This window comes from Kitasatospora sp. NPDC096128 (assembly GCF_040303105.1).
Taxonomy (GTDB): Bacteria; Actinomycetota; Actinomycetes; order Streptomycetales; family Streptomycetaceae; genus Kitasatospora.
In genome coordinates this window covers 414550-431118 of the sequence record NZ_JBEOSP010000002.1, presented here as the reverse complement: position 1 = coordinate 431118, position 16569 = coordinate 414550, and the positions used below count along the sequence as shown (strand labels likewise).

Sequence of the window (16569 nt, the reverse complement as noted above, 5' to 3'; positions counted from 1 at the left end):
GCCCCGGAGCGCCCCGGGACCATCGGCCCTCGGCGACCCCGCTGCCGGCGGCGTCACCGCGCCGCCCCCGTCCCCGGGCAGGGCGGAACGCCCCGCGCACCCGGTGCTCTCCCACCACCGGTGCGCGGGGCGCCGCCGATGACTCCCGACGGACCCCTGCCCGCAAGCCCCTGTCCTCGGACCCGTGTCCTCGGACCCGCGTCCTCAGACCCCGGCCGTCTCCGCCCCGGCGCCCGCCCCGGCGCCCGCCCCGGCCCGGCGCTCGGCGCGCCGGTCCTCCCGCCGCTGCCTCCCACGGCGCAGCGGCTGGTCGGGCAGCCACCCGAAGGTCAGGCAGGCGCCCACGATCCCGAGCAGCATCCCGATCAGGAAGCCGCCCAGGTTCGAGGTCACCCAGCTGCCCAGCGAGGCGAGCACGGCGAGGACCGAGTAGAACAGCCGCTGTGTCGGGTTGAACAGGATCAACAGGCCGCACAGCAGCATCACCGACGGCACCAGGTACCCGGCCAGGCCCACCAGCGAGATGTGCAGCAGGAGGGGCAGCGGGGCCCACAGCGTGAGCAGGATCTCGGCTCCGCCGAGCGTCACCAGCAGCCCGCCCCAGAACGGCCGCTTCCCCCGCCAGTCGCGTTTGACCGGGCCCGCGGGGCTCGCGGGCGCAGCGGTCGCGGCGGCCCCGGTGGGAGCGACGGCTCCTGCGGGAGCGGCGGCGGGGCCGGCGACGGGGGCGGCGGTCGCGGAGGGGATGGCGGCCGTCCCCGCGGCCGACACCTCCTCGGTCCGCGCAGCGGCGCCCTCACCGGTTGCGGCCGGCTCCGGTACGGACTCCGTCATGTTCAGCAGCCCTTGGAGCTGAAGCTCAGCCGGAGGTTGGGCAGTTTGAACCCGACGGCGGTGCTCGCGTAGTTGTGCTGGTTGAGGTGGGTCAGCGTGATGTGGTCGGCCTGCTGGCCGAAGACGCCCTTGCCGCCCACACCGACCGGGCCGGCCTTGGTGTAGGTGCTGGCGTCGCCGCCGATCTCGATGTTCTTGAACTCCCCGTCGCCGGACAGCAGATCGGAGTCGGTGGTGAGGTCGGAGGCGGCCACCGGGGTGCCCTTGTCGCCCGCGTGGATCACCAGGCTGACGCCGCCGAGGTCCACGCTCTGGCACAGGTTGGTGATCTCGGCGGCCTTGATCGCCGACACCGCGACCAGCACCTGACCGCCGGTGTGGCCCTGGTTGGGGCTGCCGGGGATCATGTGGTCCAGCGAACCGAACTGGGCGAAACCGTCACCGTCGAGCTTGTCGGCGGTGATCGTGAACGGCATGCCGGAGATGGAGAACTGCGCGGCGAGCACGCCCTGGGCGGTGAGGGCCATCAGGATGCCCCCGACCGCGACGGCCGGTACGGCCATCAGGGCGGAGCGCTTCATCCGGACCCGGCCTCTTCTGGTCCCGGTCGGCGACTGCGGGGTTTCCGCCGTGGCGGCGGCTTCCTCGGACATGGCCATGTGTGCTCCCTGTGGCTGGATCGGGTGTGCAGGCACTGGCACGTTGTCCTGGCGCGGACAGCGTTCCGCGCTCCGACCGGGCGGTCCGCCTCTCGGCAGCGGGGCGGATCCGGGCGGAGCGCGTTGAGTAACTGGGAAGCTACTGCCCGGTATTCGCCGGGTCAATACGGGTGCACGAAGGATCTTCACCAATCCTGCGGGCCGAGCCGCCCAGCCGACGGTCCGCCTCGGCCGGCCCGAGGAAGGGCGCCAGGCAGAACATGCTCAACACCGGTAGCAGATCCGTCAGTTGATCGGTCCGACCGGAGGAGATCCGCCGGTAGACCGCACTGTAGACGCCGCCCACCACAGCATCGACCGTCTCCTGCACCCCTACCCCGCCCGGGAGTTGTGGCACGTCGGCGAAGAACGCCCGGAACCTGAGCAGGAGTTGCTCCCGCGCCCGTCGCCCGGCCGGGCCGACCGCCTCGATCTCGATCACCGCCATGGTCGCGAAGGACGGTGTCCCGGCCAGGAGTTGGAGCATCGCGTCGAGCGCCTGCCGGATCCCGGCGCACCAGTCGGATTCGGCCGCGAAGGCCGCCGCCATCCGCCGGATCACCACGCCCGTGCCGTGCCGGTGCGCGGCCAGGAAGGCGTCCTCCTTGCCGCTGAACAGCTCGTAGAAGACCGGCCTGGTCACCCCGGCCGCGCGGCAGATGTCGCTCACCGTCGCGTGCTGGTAGCCGCGTTCGGCGACCGTCCGGACCAAGCCGTCCAACAGCCGTTCGCGCTGGGTCGCGGCGACCACTCCGGCGGGCTGTCGGCGCGGCCCCGGCTTGATCGACCTGGCCGGATCCCGGCCGGTCCGGGCACCCGGCAGCAGGATCAGGTCGGCACTCCGGAGGTGTTTGGGATCCATCACCAACTCCTGTGTCCTGTATTGACATTGACGTAACACCGGGTTTACAACACTGCCAGGTTTCCAATCGCTCGGCGCGCAGGCCGCCACCGGTTGGATCCAGGGGTTCCGACGACCCCGGGCGAGCCGCCCGGGCGCCGGACCAGGGCGGGAGCCGGGCCCGCGGTGGTGGCAGCCACCGACGTGCACCCCGCGAGACCGCACGTCCGCACGGCTCAGCGCCGTGCCGCCGTGCCCGGACCGCCCCACCGACGCACCGCCGCACCGCATGAACACCGTCGTACCGCTTGAGCGGGCCCGTGGCGCCGGGCCCGCCCGCACCCGTGGTCCGTCGGAGCTCCCGGTACGCCAGTCACCTCCCCCGTCGTGCACACCACCACACCCGCACGCGGGGATTCCCCCACCCGTCCCCGGACGGAGAGAGGCACCCTCATGCGCATCCGTCGCACGCTCGCAGCCGCATCCCTCGCCGCCATCGCCCTCACCGGCGCCGCCGTCGCACCCGCCCAGGCCGACGCCACCGCCGTCCTCACCCAGGGCAGCGCCGGCGGCCCGGCCATCGCCGTCGGCGACACCCTGGTCGCCAACCTGGCCTCCGGCACCGCCGCGACCTTCACCGACGGGCCCGGCAGCAGCAACGGCGTCAGCTGTGCCAGCTCCTCCTTCTCCGCGACCGTGACCTCCAACCCGGCCGCCCCCGGCAGCGCGACCGAGCAGCTCAACAGCCAGTCCTTCGGCTCCTGCACCTCCAGCGTCTTCGGCGTCATGAGCGTGGACAGCGTCACCGCCACCAGCCTGCCGTACACCAACACGGTCACCTCCGGCTCCGGCAGCAACGTCTCGCTCAACGGCACCGGCGCCGGCCCGGTGGGCATCACGGTCGTCCTGAACACCCTTCTGGGCCAGATCAGTTGCGTCTACCAGAGCCCCAACGGCATCAGCGGCTCCACCTCCAACAGCGACAACAGCATCGGCTTCGCCAACCAGCCGGCCAACCTGGTCTCCGGCCCCGGCCTGTGCTTCTCCACCGGCTACTTCAGCGCCACCTACGGCCCGGTCACCGACAGCTCCGCCGCCGGCAACCCGGTCCTCTGGGTCAACTGACCCCCGGCACGCCGGAACGCACGAGCGGCGTACAGCCCCCGGGCCGTACGCCGCTCCACCGCCACCCCCCAGGCGAACCCGGGACAAGCAAGTGACCGGCCGGTAGGGTGGCGCCGCACGGGCCCCGACGGAACGGGCGCGGCGGAGCGGAACGGGGCGGGTCGGATGGCCAGCGGCAGCAGCGACGGCAACAGCGACGGCACGGGCTTCTTCGCATCGGTGGCGGACACCGCCGAACGGCTCGCCACCACCGGCTACCTCGCCTCCACCGCCGTGGCCACCACCGTCTTTCTGGCCGACCGGCTCGGCAAGCCGCTGCTGGTCGAGGGCCCGGCCGGGGTCGGCAAGACCGAACTCGCCAAGGCCGTAGCCGAACTGGGTGCGGCCCGGCTGGTGCGGCTGCAGTGCTACGAGGGCATCGACGAGGCCCGCGCGCTCTACGAGTGGAACCACGCCAAGCAGCTGCTGCGGATCACCGCCGGCCGCGACGAGGGCTGGGACGAGGCCCGCGGCGACATCTTCGGCGAGGAGTTCCTGCTCAGCCGCCCGCTGCTGACCGCCATCCGCGGCGAGGAGCCGACCGTCCTGCTGATCGACGAGATGGACAAGGCCGACGTCGAGGTGGAGGCGCTGCTGCTGGAGGTGCTCAGCGACTTCCAGGTGACCGTCCCCGAGCTCGGCACCATCACCGCGCGCCGCCGCCCCTTCGTACTGCTCACCTCCAACGCCACCCGCGAGCTCTCCGAGGCGCTGCGCCGCCGCTGCCTCTTCCTCCACCTCGACTACCCGGACGCCGAGTTGGAGCGCCGGATCGTCCGGCTCAAGGTGCCCGGCCTGGACGAGACGCTGGCCGCCTCGCTGGTCCGGGTGGTCGGCGCGCTGCGCGCGATGGACCTGCGCAAGGCGCCCTCGGTCGCCGAGACCATCGACTGGGCCCGCACCCTGCTGGCGCTGGGCGCCGACACCCTGGACGACGCGGTCGTCCAGGACACCCTCGGGGTGATCCTCAAGCACCAGGACGACGTCCGCAAGGCCGCCCAGAAGCTCACCCTCGCGTGACCACGCCCCCGTCGGCCGCCGGCGCCGCCGCTCCCGCCGCCGACACCGCCGCGCGGCTGACCGGCCTGGTCCGCGCGCTGCGCGGGCACGGCCTGCGGATCGGCCCGGCCGAGACGGTGGACGCCGCCGCCGTGCTCGACCTGCTCGGCTTCGCCGACCGCGAGCAGATGCGGGCCGGGCTGGCCGCCGCCCTGCTGCGCTCGGACGGCCAACGGGCGGTCTTCGACGCCTCCTTCGACCTGTTCTTCCCGCTCGGCGTCGGCACCCCCGAGGCCCTGCGCGGCTCGGATCCCACCGATGACGCCCAGGACCCCCCGCGCTTCGGCCGCCCCGACCCGCTGCGCGACCGGCTGCGCGAGCGCCTCGCCGCCGCCCTGGCCGCCGACGACCGGGCCGCCCAGGCCCGGCTGGCCGGCGAGGTGGTCGAGGCCTTCGGCCGGTACGGCACCGGAAGCACGCCCGGCTCGGACGGCTGGTCCGCCCACCAGGCCCTCGGCCGGCTCGCCCCCGAGACCCTGCTCGCCCGGATCCTGGCCGGCCTGCGGGAGCAGGGCACGGACGACCTCTCCGACCGCGTCCTCGCCGATGAGATCCGCCGCCGCATCCAGGACTTCCGCGCCCAGGTCTCCGCCGAGGCCCGCCGCCGGGTCGCCGAACTGCGCGGCGCCGAGCGGATCGCGGAGCGCGCCGTCGCCCCCACCGTCGACCGGATCGACTTCCTGTTCGCCGGCCGCGAGCAGCTCGCCGAACTGCGCCGCACCGTCCACCCCTTGGCCCGGAAGCTGGCCACCCGGCTGGCCGCGCGCCGCCGCCGGGCCGCCCGCGGCCGGATCGACCTGCGCCGCACCCTGCGGCGCTCGCTCGGCACCGGCGGGGTGCCGCTGCGCCCGGCGTACCGGCTGCGCCGCCCGGCCCGGCCGGAGCTGGTGCTGCTGTGCGACGTCTCCGGCTCGGTGTCGGGCTTCGCCGACTTCACCATGCTGCTGGTACAGGCGATGAGCGAACAGTTCAGCAAGGTCCGGGTGTTCGCCTTCGTCAACCGCACCGCCGAGGTCACCGACCTGCTGCGGCGGGGCCAGGGCGACCTGGCACGCCTCGCCGCGCGCATCCTCGCCGAGGCGAAGGTCATGGGCTACCACGGCAACAGCGACTACGGCTCCGCGCTCGCCGAGTTCGCCGAACAGCACCTGGCCGCCGTCGGCCCGCGCACCTGCGTGCTCGTGCTCGGCGACGCCCGCAACAACCACCGCGACCCCAACCCGGAGGCCCTGCGCCGGATCGCCGCCCGGGCCCGCCGGGTCTTCTGGCTCAACCCCGAACGCCCCGCCCTCTGGACGACCGGCGACTCCGCCGCCCTGACGTACGCGGACGTGGTGGAGATGCACTCCTGCCGCAACGCCCGCCGCCTCGGCGAACTGATCGCCCGCCTGCTGCCGGTCTGACCCCGGCCCCCGCCGTGGGCGGAGGCCGGGGTGGCCGTCAGCGGACGCCGATGTGGTCCGGGGCCGGGCCCGGCTCCGGGACGGGCGGACGGCCGTCGGCGGCGGGCGGGCCGGCCGGGGCGGGCCGCAGCGGCCACCAGAGGGCGCGGCCGAGCAGGGCGGCCAGGGCCGGGACGGTGACCAGGGACAGCACCAGCGCGGAGAGCAGGATGCCGAGGGTCAGCGCGAAGGCGACCTGTTCGCTGCCCGGGGTGGTGGCCAGGGTCGCGAAGGAGCCCGCCAGCACCAGGCCCGCGGTGGCGACGGCCGGAGCGGTGTGCCGGACGGCACGGGCCACCGCGCCGCGGGCCGGGCCGGGGCGGTGCATCTCCTCGCGGATCCGGTCGGTGATCAGGATGTTGTAGTCGGTGCCGATGGCGACCACGAACAGGAACAGCACCAGCGGGAGGGTGAAGGAGACACCGGGCCGGTCCAGGCCGTGCTGGAACAGCAGGGTCGCGGCGCCGAGGGTGGCGGCGAACCCGAGGCCGACGGAGAGCAGCAGGGCGACCGGGGCGAGCAGGCTGCGCAGGAGCAGCAGCAGGATCAGCGCGATCAGGCCGGCCGCGACCGGGAAGACCACGCGCAGGTCGCGGTCGACCGCGGTGGAGACGTCGACCACGATCGCCGCGGTGCCGCCGACGTGGGCCTCGGTGCCGGCCGGGGTGTGCGCGGCGACCGCGGCGCGCACCGGGCCGGAGACCAGGTCACGGGCCCGCTGGCTCTGCGCGTCGGCGTTGAGGAAGAGGTCGATCCGGGCGGCGCGGTGGTTGTCGGCGAGGACGGTCCGGCCGACCTGGCCGACGCCCTCGGTCTTCTTGAGCTCGCCGGCGAGGCCGTCGAACCGCTTGGCGTCCAGCGTGCCGCCGTCCTTGGCGACCATGTACACGGTGGTCGGGTCGGAGACGCCGGCCGGCAGCGCGCGGGAGATCTCCGCCCCGGTGGCCGCGGCCGCGGTGGTGGTGTCGGCGGGCTGGCTGTAGTCCATCTTGAGCCCCACCGTGCCGGCGGCCAGCGTGCCGAGCAGGACGACGGAGCCGAGCAGCAGGGCCAGCGGCCGGCGGGCGACGAGTTCGCCGAAGCGGGCCGCCACGCCGGGCCGCGGCACCCGCCGCAGGCTCCGGGAGGGCCAGAACATCGCGCGGCCGCAGGCGGCGAGCAGCGCGGGCATCAGGGTGAGGCTGCCCAGCAGCATCACCAGCACGGCGACGGCGACGGCCGGGCCGAGCGAGCGGAACTGGCCGAAGCTCGCCACGCCCAGCGTGGCGAAGGCGGCGACGATGGTCAGCGCGGCGCAGGTGATCGCGGTGCCGACCTTGCCGGACACCTCGGCGGCGGCCTGCCGGGCGTTCTGCTCGGGCCGGGCGCGCAGCTGCTCGCGGAACCGGAAGAGCAGGAACAGCAGGTAGTCGACGCCGATGCCGAGCAGCACGACATTGATCAGGCCGGGGGTGGAGGCGTCCAGCTTCAGCCCGGTGAGGCTCGCCGCACCGGCCACGGCGCCGCCGGCCGCGCCGCCGACCATGGCGACCGCGAGCAGCGGCAGCAGGGCGGCCAGCGCGCTGCGGAACACCAGCACGTTGAGCAGCACGATCAGGCCGGTGAGCAGGGCGTGGCCGAGCACCGCGCTGCTGCGGTTGGCATCGGTGGTGTCGGAGGCCTGGGCGAGGTTGCCGGTGAAGCCGGTGCGCATGCCGATCCCGTCGAACTGCGCGCGGGCTTGGTCCCGGAAGACCCGGAAGACGCTCTGGACGCCCTCGTCGGAGGAGTCGCCGGTCATTTCGACGGTGAGCAGTTCGAAGGTCCGGTCGGGCGCCATCGTGGCGGGGGCGACCCGGGGCGTCTGGGAGTGGTCGGGCACCAGGGCGGCCGGCTCGTCCGGCTTCCGGGGCATGACGACCCGGCGTTCGGCGAGCTTGCCGGCCCCGGCGTCGATCTGCTGCTGGTCGCCGGCGGTGAGCGGCTTGCCGTCTGCCCGGGCGACCAGCACGGTGACGGTGGTGGCGTCGGGCTTGACCCCGAAGTCCTGCTCGGCGATCCGCAGCGCTGCGGCCGAGTCGTAGCTGCGCGGCAGGAACTCTCCGGTCTGGGACTGGGTCACCCGGCTCATCAGCATCGGGCTCAGGACGGCCAGCCCGATGCCCACCACCGCCCACAGGGCGATGACCTTCCAGGCGTGTCTGGTGGAGAATCCGGTCAGTGCGCGGATCACTGTTCCTCCGGTCGATGGACGCGAACGTCGGCCTCGGCGCCGGGGGTTCCCGGCCTGTTCCAAGACCATCAGCCGCAGGGGTGCCGGGGCGTCGGGGCAGCGGAGGATCCGCCGGGGGCCCGCGCTCCCCCCGCCCGGCCCGGGACCGGGACCGTGGTCCTGGTCCGGGCCCCTGCTCCTCCGCCCGGGGGACCACGCCCGGACCGGTCGGCCGATGCCAGAATGGGGGCGTCAGCGCTGGTCAGCCGAGAGGAACACAGATGGACGGGCGTCAGCGCCCCTTGGCGGACGCGGGTGGGGACGGCCCCCCTGAGGAGTGGACGGGCCGCCTTCCGTGGACCCAGACGGACGCCCTGGTGGCCATCGGGGCCGGCACCCTGGACGTGCTCGGCTACCTGCTGCTCGGCCCGTTGACCGGCACCCGCAGCATGTCCGTGCCGGGCTTCGCCGTGATCGTCCTCTCCGGCCTGCCGCTGCTGGCCCGGCGCAGCCGCCCGGTGGCGGCCCTGGCCGTCGTCCTGGTGTTCCAGGCGGCGGCCGACCTGCTCTCCCCGATGGGCCCGCACTACGGAGCGGTGCTGGCCGTCGCGCTGTACTCGGTCGCGGTGAGCCGGAGCGTCCCGGTGACCGCGGCCGCCACGGTGGTGACGGCGGTGAGCACCACGCTGACCCAGTTGCGCTACGACGCCCCGATCTGGCCGCAGCTCATCTCCGACCCGGCGGCCGCCACCATGGTGGCCGGGGCCGGTCTGGCGGTGGCCCGCTGGCAGCGCGAGGTGGCCGACAACCGCCGGCTGCTGGCGGACCGGGCGGTCGCCGACGAACGCCGCCGGATCGCCCGGGAGCTGCACGACATCGTGGCCCACCACATCACCACCATGCAGCTGATGGCCGGCGGCGCCCGGGCCAACCTCGGGGACCAGGAGCTGGTCCGGGACGCCCTGGTCGTCCTGGAGTCCTCGGGCCGGCTGGCGCTGCGCGAGATGCGCCAGCTGCTGCACGTGCTGCGGACCGGGGACGAACCGGACGCCGCGCCACCGCTGCCCCAGCCCGGGGAGGCGGACCTTGAACGGCTCGTGGACGAGTCCCGGGTGGCCGGGCTGCCGACCGAGTTCACCGTCGAGGGCTCCCCGCGCCCGCTGCCGCCCACCCTCGGCCTGACCGTCTTCCGGATCGTCCAGGAGGGCCTCACCAACGCCCGCAAGTACGCCGGGCCCGCCCGGGCCACCGTCCGGTTCGCCTACCACCCGGACCGGGTGACCGTCGAGGTGCGGGACGACGGCGGCGGCGCGCCGCCGCCCGAGCCCACCGGCCGGGCCGGGTACGGCCTGGTCGGCATGCGCGAGCGGGTCGCCCTGCACGGCGGCACCCTGACGACCGGCCCGCAGCCGGGCGGCGGCTTCGCCGTGACGGCCGAACTCCCGCTGACCGACGACGAGTCGGCCGAGGCGGCCGTCCAGCACGGGCAGGTGGCGGCGTGATGGCCGACCGGACCCCCGACACCGCCGACACCGCCGCCACTCCGATCCGGGTGCTCGTCGTGGACGACCAGCCGCTGGTCCGCCGCGGCCTGTCCCTGATCCTCTCCCCCGACCCGTCCCTGACGGTGGTCGGCGAGGCCGAGGACGGCGAACAGGCCGTCGCCGCCGCCCTCCGACTGCGCCCCGACGTCGTGGTGATGGACATCCGGATGCCCGTCCTGGACGGCGTCGGCGCGACCGAGCGGCTGGCCCGGGTGCTGCCCGACTGCCGGGTCCTGGCGCTCAGCACCTTCGACATGGACGAGTACGTGGTGGCCGCGCTGCGCGCCGGTGCGCACGGCTTCCTGCCCAAGGACGTCTCCCCGGAGGAGCTGGGCACGGCGATCCGGACGGTGCACGCCGGGGAGGCGGTGGTCGCCCCGCGGCTGCTCACCCGGCTGATCTCGGCCTACGTCCGGGCGCCCGGCGCCGCCGCCGCGGCGCCGCCGGCCGCCGTGGGGGCCGGCGAACTCACGCCCCGGGAGGTCGAGGTGTGGCGGCTGATCGCCACCGGGCTCGACAATGCCGCGATCGCCCTGGAGCTGGAGATCAGCCAGTCCACCGTGAAGAACTACATCACCAGCATCTTCGGCAAGCTGGATGTCCGGGACCGCGCCCAGGCGGTGATCGCCGCGTACGAGTCCGGCCTGGTCACCGCCCGGACGGGGTCGGGCGACCAGGCCGGTCGGAGCTCCGGCTAGTCGAGGCTCCGGAGGAAGTCCAGCAGCGCCCCGGTCACCTCGGCCGGGCGCTCCTGCTGGGTCCAGTGGCCGGTGTCCGGCAGCCGGACGTGCCCGCGCAGCTGGGGCAGCCGGCCCAGCAGGTAGGCCAGGGCCTCCGGCGGCACCATCGCGTTGACCAGGTCCTGCTCGCCGGCCACGTACAGCGCGGGCACGTCGACCGTCGCCCCGGTGAAGGCGGCCAGCAGTTCGGCGTTGCGGTCCAGGTTGCGGTACCAGTTGAGGCCGCCGGTGAAGGCCCGCTCGCCGTGGGTCGCGTAGTCGGCCTCGAAGGCGTCGAGGTCTGCCTCGGTGAGCCAGTCCGGCAGCCGCTCCGGCTCCGGGAGGGTGTCCAGCAGTTTCTTGCCCTCGGGCACGATCCACGCGCGCGGCTTGCCGTCCGGCTGGATGCCGCACAGGATGCGCCGCAGGCTGGTCCGGATGTCGGCGGCCAGCTCGGCGTCGGCCCGGCCGGGCTCCTGGAAGTAGATCTGGTAGAAGCCCTCGCCGAAGTTCTCCCGGGCGGCGGTGAGCGGTGGCGGCCCGCCGAGCGGCAGCGGCGGCACGCTCAGCCCGGCGACCCCGCGCACCAGGTCCGGCCGCAGCGCGGCGGTGGCCCAGGCGACCGGCGCGCCCCAGTCGTGCCCGACCACCACGGCCCGCTCGGCGCCCAGCGCGCCGATCAGCGCGGTGACGTCGCCGACCAGGTGCAGCAGGGTGTACGCGTCCACGGCCTCCGGCTGCGCGCTGCGGGCGTACCCGCGCTGGTCGGGGGCGACCACCCGGTACCCGGCCTCGGCGAGCGGCGCGAACTGGTGCCGCCAGGAGTACCAGCTCTCCGGGAAGCCGTGCAGCAGCAGGACCAGCGGCCCTTCACCCTGTTCCGCGAGGTGCAGCCGGACGCCGTTCACCTCGACGTGACTGTGCTTGATCGCCTCGTACAACTCCCGCTCCCGGTCCGGTCCGCAGGGCCCGAACGGCCCCCTGTGACCCTCCTGCCCGGCTCCACCGGCCGCCAACCCCGGCGCTTCCACCGCCGACCGGACGCCACCGGCCGGCACCGAGGAGGCCGCCGACGGAAAGCAGCCGAGGCCGCCCCGGAACTCCGGGACGGCCTCGGCCTCAGGCTCGCGCGCTGAACTGGTTGAGCGTCAGTTCACCGTGTAGCTGTAGGGGATCGCCGCGAGCACCGCACCGGTGGTGCCGAGGCTGTTGTTGGCGGTCGGCACGAAGGTCGGGCCGGACACCAGGTAGAGCACACCCTTGACCGTGCTGCCCTTCGGGCCGGTCGGGGTGACGGTCACCTGCAGCGAGCCGGTGGCGCCGGGGGCGACGGTCACCGGGGTGGCGGCCGCGGCCGTGGCGTTCACCGCGGCGGCGTACGGGTCACCGGTGCTGGAGGTCAGCGCCGGGTCGAACGCCAGGGTGTGCGCGGTGGCGGTGATGGTGGAGGTGCCCTTCGGCGCGCCGGCGGTGCCGAACGGGCCGATCTGCTGGACGAAGGTGCTCCAGGCACCGGGGACGATCGGCTGCTCCGCCGAGCCCTTGGAGGTGGCCACCGAGATGGCCGAGCCGTCCTGGGCCTTCTTGAGGTCACCGAAGAGGTCCGGCGAGGCGGTGGTGGCGCTCAGCTCGATCTGCGCCGGCGTCGAGGACGCCGCCACGGCCTTGAGCTGGTCGGTGCTCGGCGGCACCAGGAAGCTCGGCACCGAGGAGGTCAGGCTCAGCGGCAGGTTGACGCTGGCCGAGGAGCCCTGCGGCGCCAGCGGCAGGTCGACGCGCTTGTCGAGGCGGCCGTCGGCCGCGATCGACTGGGTGGCGACCGTGTTGTTGGTGTAGTTCACCGTGACGGTGACCGGCTTGCCGGCGGCGAGCTTGGTCTTGCCGTCGTTCGGCAGCCCGGCCGCGGTGGCCTGGTTCTGGTTGAACGCGATGGTGCCGGCGAAGTCCTGGGCGAGCTCCTGGCCACTGACCGGGCCGAGCACGTTCAGGACGAAGCGCCAGTGGCCCTCGGCCGGGTTGACCGTGGTGGCCGAGACGCCGTTGGCCGCACCGGTCAGGTTGCCCTGGGCGTCGAACAGCGTGTTGCCCTCGATGTCGATCGGGGTGCCGTTCGGGCTGATCAGGGCGCCCTGCATGAACAGGTTCGCGTCCTTGGCGACGGTGACGCCGACCCGCAGGTCCTTCTGGCCCTTCGGGACGTCGAAGCCGTAGGCGAACATCTGCGTCGGCGAGGAGCCGCGGCCGTTGCCACCGGTGATGGTGCCGGTGAAGGTGCCCTTGCCGTCCTTGACCGGGACGAGGCTGCGCAGCACGACCGGAACGCTGGTGGTGTTGCCGTTCGAGCTGGAGACGAGGACCGCCTCGCTGCTGTCACCGCTGGTGGCCGGGGTGGTGAGCTGGACCTTGAGGGTCTTGGTCTCACCGGGCTTCAGGTCGGTGGTGTTCGGGCTCACCGCGCCGGCCGGGACCGCGCGCTGGGTGGAGGTGCCGAACTGGACGTCGCCGGTGTAACCGGCCTTGCCCGCCGGGGTGTAGAAGACCGCGGTCCACTCGCCGGCCGTCGGGTGCGGGACGTCCACCAGGCCGAAGTTGGCCGGGGTGGCGCCGCCCTGCGGACGGGTGTTGGTCTCGAAGCGGCCCGACGGGTCGAGCAGCGTCAGGCGGACCACGGGGCCGTTGGTGACCGGGTTCGGGCCGCCGTGCCAGGCGATCGACGCCGCGAGGCGGTCGGCACCGGCCGGAACGGTGAACTTGACCTGCTTCTGCACCCAGGTGGCGCCGTTGGTGGCGTACTTGAAGGTGTCGGTCGAGGCCGAGTCCAGCTTGACGACCTGCTGGTTGTTCGCCAGCGGCGCGAAGCTGCGGGTGGTGGCGCTCACCGACTGCGGCTCGTCACTGGTGTTGGTGACGGAGACGTCGGCGGTGTGGGTCGAACCGGGGGTGCCGGAGATGTTCAGCTGACCGGTGTTGACCACGACGGTGCGGGCACCGTCGGTGCCGTCGCCGTCGTCGTAGCCGCGGGCGGCCTCGACGGCGGCCCGGACGTTCAGCAGACCGGCGCCCTGCTCCTCGGCCGGGACGCCGAGGTCGGTGGCGGTGCCGGTGATGAACTTCTTCACCAGCGCCGGGGACGGCGAGTCGCCGCCGTGGGTGTCGCGGTAGGCCTGGATGACCAGGGCCGCGGCACCGGTGACGAACGGGGCGGCCTGGCTGGTGCCGCCGAAGGGCTGGATGTTCGAGCCCTTGCCGTTGTAGCCGGTGCAGTCCGTGTACTTGGAGGTGTCGGCGGTGCACAGCGCCCAGTCCGACTCGCCCGGCGCGACCAGGTCGAGGGTCCGACCGGCCATGGTGAAGCCGCCGGAGGAGAGCGCGGAGATCCGGCTGTTGTTCCAGGTCCCGTTGGAGAACTTGGAGGCCGCGTAGCCGGTCTGCTGGTAGTTCTGGTTGTCCGTCGACGCGCCGACCGAGATCACGTACGGGTCGGTGGCCGGGGTGCCGATGGTGCCGCTGATGCCGGCGTCACCGGTGGAGACGGCGACGGTGACACCGGCCTTGACGGCCTGCTCGTTGAAGAGCGCGATGGTGTCGTGGGCGCCGCTGTCCGGGGTGACGTTGCCGCCGAAGGACTCGTTCAGCACGTCCACGTGGGCCACGCGCACCGCGTAGTCGATGGACTGCAGGATCGACGAGTTGGACATCATCTCGCCGCCGGCCTTCAGGGCGACCAGGTCGGCGTCCGGGGCGAGGCCGCGGATGTGGATGTTGCAGCCGGCCGGCAGCGGGTGCGAGGCGTTGACGAACTGCGAGACGTCGTAGGTCTGACGGCCCTGGGCGATGACCGCCGAGGCGTCACCGAAGGCCTCGGCGCCACCGCTCGGCACGTTCCAGCCCTCGCCCGAGAAGTCCTGGTAGTCGACCACGGCGTGCGAACCGTCGGCCCGGATGAAGTCCGGGTTGTTCGGGTCGAGCGCGTCGGCGATGTAGGCGACCTTGACACCCTTACCGGTGGAGAGGTTCTCCACACCGGGGTTGCCGTTGCCGCTGTAGGCGTGGACCGAGTAGAGGCCCTCGGGCTCCAGCAGCGGCTTGGACGGGTCGGAGGGGCAGACCGTGTTGGTCGCGTTCTCCTGGGAGCCCTGGCCGTTGCTGCCCGAAGCGGCCTGCGGCCCGTCGCCGGACTTGCCGGACGCCGCGGCCGCGGTGTCCGCCTTCTTGGCGGTGGTCGAGGCGACCGGGGCCACCTGGACCTGGGTGTCCGGAACCACGGCGGCGACCGCCGGGTCGGACAGCAGCGAGGCGCGCAGCGCCGGGCTGACCGTGGCGGAGAAGGCGTTGCCGACCACGAAGCTCTTGACGTTCGAGCCGCCGTTGGCCTTGACCTTGTCCAGCAGCGGCGCCTGCGAGCTGGCGGTCTTCTGCTGACGGGCGCCGAGGTGACCGTGGTCGGCCGGGGCGTCCGCTATCTGGTCCTTGAGGATCACGATCACCGGTGCCGGCGACCCGTCCGAGGACGCCGCCTGGGCGTTCTGCGGATCCTGGGTCGGGGCGGCGCTCGCGATGGTCCCGATGCTCAGGACCATGGACGCGGCGGTGACGGTGACGGCGGCTGCTAGCTGGGTCTTGCGCCAGCCGATCAATGGACATCCTTTCGTCTGATGAGACGTCAGGTTGCACGGTCCAGCCTACGCAGATCCTGGTCGGACACGCGGTTGCTCCGGACCGCGCGTCCCGACAGCGGTCGCATTCCAGCGCATCCGACACGACCACGACAAGGGGTTAAAACCCCATCAGAAAGTAAAAATGACCATCGGAAAGTAAAATACACAGTATAAATCCGGAGTCATCCGCCCCTTTTTCACCGATCAGAGCCGGTCAGGGACGGTCAAAACCGCCCGCCGCAGCAGCAAAAACGCCAGTGGCGAACTCTGGACACTGGCGAAACATCGCCACCCCTGCCCACTCGCTGCCTCTTTGTCGACACCGCGACACTTCTTCCCCGTCGACGGGCATCGAAACACGGCACGGCAACCGGACCGACGAGCAGAACGAACCGAGCGGCCGGAGAGTTCATCCACACCCCCGCTCCCACGGCGATTCCGGCCGCCCGCTCCGAACGGGCCCTCCGGAAAGGCCCGTTCGGAGGCGATCGATCAGGACGAGGCGGCCGACCGCTCCCGGGCGTCCGCCAGGTCCTCGGCCGTCGGCGCGTCGTCCTGGGTCAACCGGTGCCGCCAGTAGCCGGTGAAGTCGACGGACTCCTTCGGCACCCCGTGCTCCTCCACCAGGCTCCGGCGCAGCGCCCGCACCGCCCCCGCCTCCCCCGCCAGCCAGACGAACGGCCGCCCGGCCGGCCGCCCGGCGCGCCGGAACTCCTCGACCAGCAGGCCGCCCGGCGCCGCGCCGTCGCGGTACAGCCACCGCACCTCCAGTGCGGCCCGGCTCGTCAGCTCCTGACGCTCCGCCCGGTCCGCGACCTCGATCCAGGCCTGCGCCCGCACCCCCTCGGGCAGCGCCTCGACCAGCGTCGCGATGGCCGGCAGCGCGGACTCGTCGCCGGCCAGCAGCACCTGGCCGGCGGCGGCCGCGGCCTCGGCGAACGGGACCGGCGGGGCGTACAGCGCGGAGGGGCCGACCATGCCGAGCCGGTCCCCCGGCGCGGCGCGCAGCGCCCAGGAGGCGGCCGGGCCGGTGTCGCCGTGCAGCACGAAGTCGACCTCGATCCGCCGGGTGCCGGGGTGCCGGCGGCGCAGGGTGAAGCTGCGCAGCACCGGGCGCTCGGCCTCGGGGAGCGCCAGGTAGGCCTGGTACCAGCCGATCGGGTCGTCCCGCTGCGCGGGCAGCACCGGCTCGCGCTGCCCGGGGCGCGGGAAGCAGAGCTTGAGCTGCTGGTCCGGAGTGGTGCCCACGGTGTCGTCCAGGGCCCGCGCCTCGAAGGCGACCCGGGCGGTGCGCGGTGTGATCCGGTCGACCGCGACGGCCTCCAGGAGGGTGACGGGCAGTGTCATCGTGAAACCCCTTCGCTGCGGAATCCTGATAACTTACGGCATAAAGAGTTGCCGCCGCGAGGATACTTTACG

At 73.5% G+C, this 16569-nt stretch carries 12 protein-coding genes; 5 read left to right on the top strand and 7 right to left on the bottom strand.

Features of this window, described 5'->3' with window-relative positions:
• Positions 1-204: 204 nt before the first annotated feature.
• The 3 genes from ABTY61_RS41945 to ABTY61_RS04305 all read right to left on the bottom strand — a co-directional run bounded on the left by ABTY61_RS41945 (position 205) and on the right by ABTY61_RS04305 (position 2394).
• A complete protein-coding gene (locus ABTY61_RS41945) occupies positions 205-834 on the bottom strand; it encodes a DUF6114 domain-containing protein (RefSeq protein WP_502895208.1) in 630 nt (209 codons plus the stop codon).
• Between the two features lie 2 nt (positions 835-836).
• Positions 837-1493, bottom strand: a complete 657-nt coding sequence (locus ABTY61_RS04310; RefSeq protein WP_350503386.1) for a DUF6230 family protein — start codon at positions 1491-1493, stop codon at positions 837-839.
• 139 nt (positions 1494-1632) lie between these two features.
• Complete coding sequence (locus ABTY61_RS04305) at positions 1633-2394, bottom strand: TetR/AcrR family transcriptional regulator (RefSeq protein WP_350503385.1); 762 nt, start codon at positions 2392-2394, stop codon at positions 1633-1635.
• Between the two features lie 432 nt (positions 2395-2826).
• Here ABTY61_RS04305 and ABTY61_RS04300 point away from each other — a divergent pair, with 432 nt between their 5' ends.
• The 3 genes from ABTY61_RS04300 to ABTY61_RS04290 all read left to right on the top strand — a co-directional run bounded on the left by ABTY61_RS04300 (position 2827) and on the right by ABTY61_RS04290 (position 5999).
• Positions 2827-3498: a Tat pathway signal sequence domain protein gene (locus ABTY61_RS04300; RefSeq protein ID WP_350503384.1), complete on the top strand. Its 672-nt coding sequence runs from the start codon at positions 2827-2829 to the stop codon at positions 3496-3498.
• Positions 3499-3663: 165 nt separating this feature from the next.
• Positions 3664-4557 carry an AAA family ATPase gene (locus ABTY61_RS04295; protein ID WP_350503383.1) on the top strand — a complete coding sequence of 298 codons (894 nt, stop codon included), beginning with the start codon at positions 3664-3666 and terminating at the stop codon, positions 4555-4557.
• Complete coding sequence (locus ABTY61_RS04290; protein ID WP_350503382.1) at positions 4554-5999, top strand: VWA domain-containing protein; 1446 nt, start codon at positions 4554-4556, stop codon at positions 5997-5999. Before ABTY61_RS04295 ends, ABTY61_RS04290 begins: the two co-directional genes overlap by 4 nt.
• Before the next feature lie 37 nt (positions 6000-6036).
• Here ABTY61_RS04290 and ABTY61_RS04285 read toward each other — a convergent pair whose 3' ends face one another.
• Complete coding sequence (locus ABTY61_RS04285; RefSeq protein ID WP_350503381.1) at positions 6037-8250, bottom strand: MMPL family transporter; 2214 nt, start codon at positions 8248-8250, stop codon at positions 6037-6039.
• Between the two features lie 260 nt (positions 8251-8510).
• On the opposite strand from ABTY61_RS04285, the gene ABTY61_RS04280 reads away from it, so the two are divergent.
• Together ABTY61_RS04280 and ABTY61_RS04275 are read left to right on the top strand one after the other, a co-directional pair.
• Positions 8511-9731, top strand: a complete 1221-nt coding sequence (locus ABTY61_RS04280; RefSeq protein WP_350503380.1) for a sensor histidine kinase — start codon at positions 8511-8513, stop codon at positions 9729-9731.
• Positions 9731-10471, top strand: coding sequence for a response regulator (locus ABTY61_RS04275; RefSeq protein WP_350503379.1), 741 nt, complete (start codon positions 9731-9733; stop codon positions 10469-10471). Before ABTY61_RS04280 ends, ABTY61_RS04275 begins: the two co-directional genes overlap by 1 nt.
• On the opposite strand, the gene ABTY61_RS04270 is transcribed toward ABTY61_RS04275, so the two are convergent.
• From ABTY61_RS04270 to ABTY61_RS04260, 3 genes are all read right to left on the bottom strand, one after another.
• The gene (locus tag ABTY61_RS04270) at positions 10468-11433 is read right to left on the bottom strand and encodes an alpha/beta fold hydrolase (RefSeq protein ID WP_350503378.1); all 966 of its coding nucleotides are present in this window, start codon (positions 11431-11433) and stop codon (positions 10468-10470) included. The two genes, ABTY61_RS04275 and ABTY61_RS04270, sit on opposite strands and share 4 nt — an antisense overlap.
• A gap of 207 nt (positions 11434-11640) precedes the next feature.
• A complete protein-coding gene (locus ABTY61_RS04265) occupies positions 11641-15129 on the bottom strand; it encodes a S8 family serine peptidase (protein WP_350503377.1) in 3489 nt (1162 codons plus the stop codon).
• Between the two features lie 513 nt (positions 15130-15642).
• On the bottom strand, positions 15643-16497 hold the full coding sequence (locus ABTY61_RS04260) for a siderophore-interacting protein (RefSeq protein WP_350503376.1): 855 nt from the start codon (positions 16495-16497) through the stop codon (positions 15643-15645).
• Positions 16498-16569 lie beyond the last annotated feature (72 nt).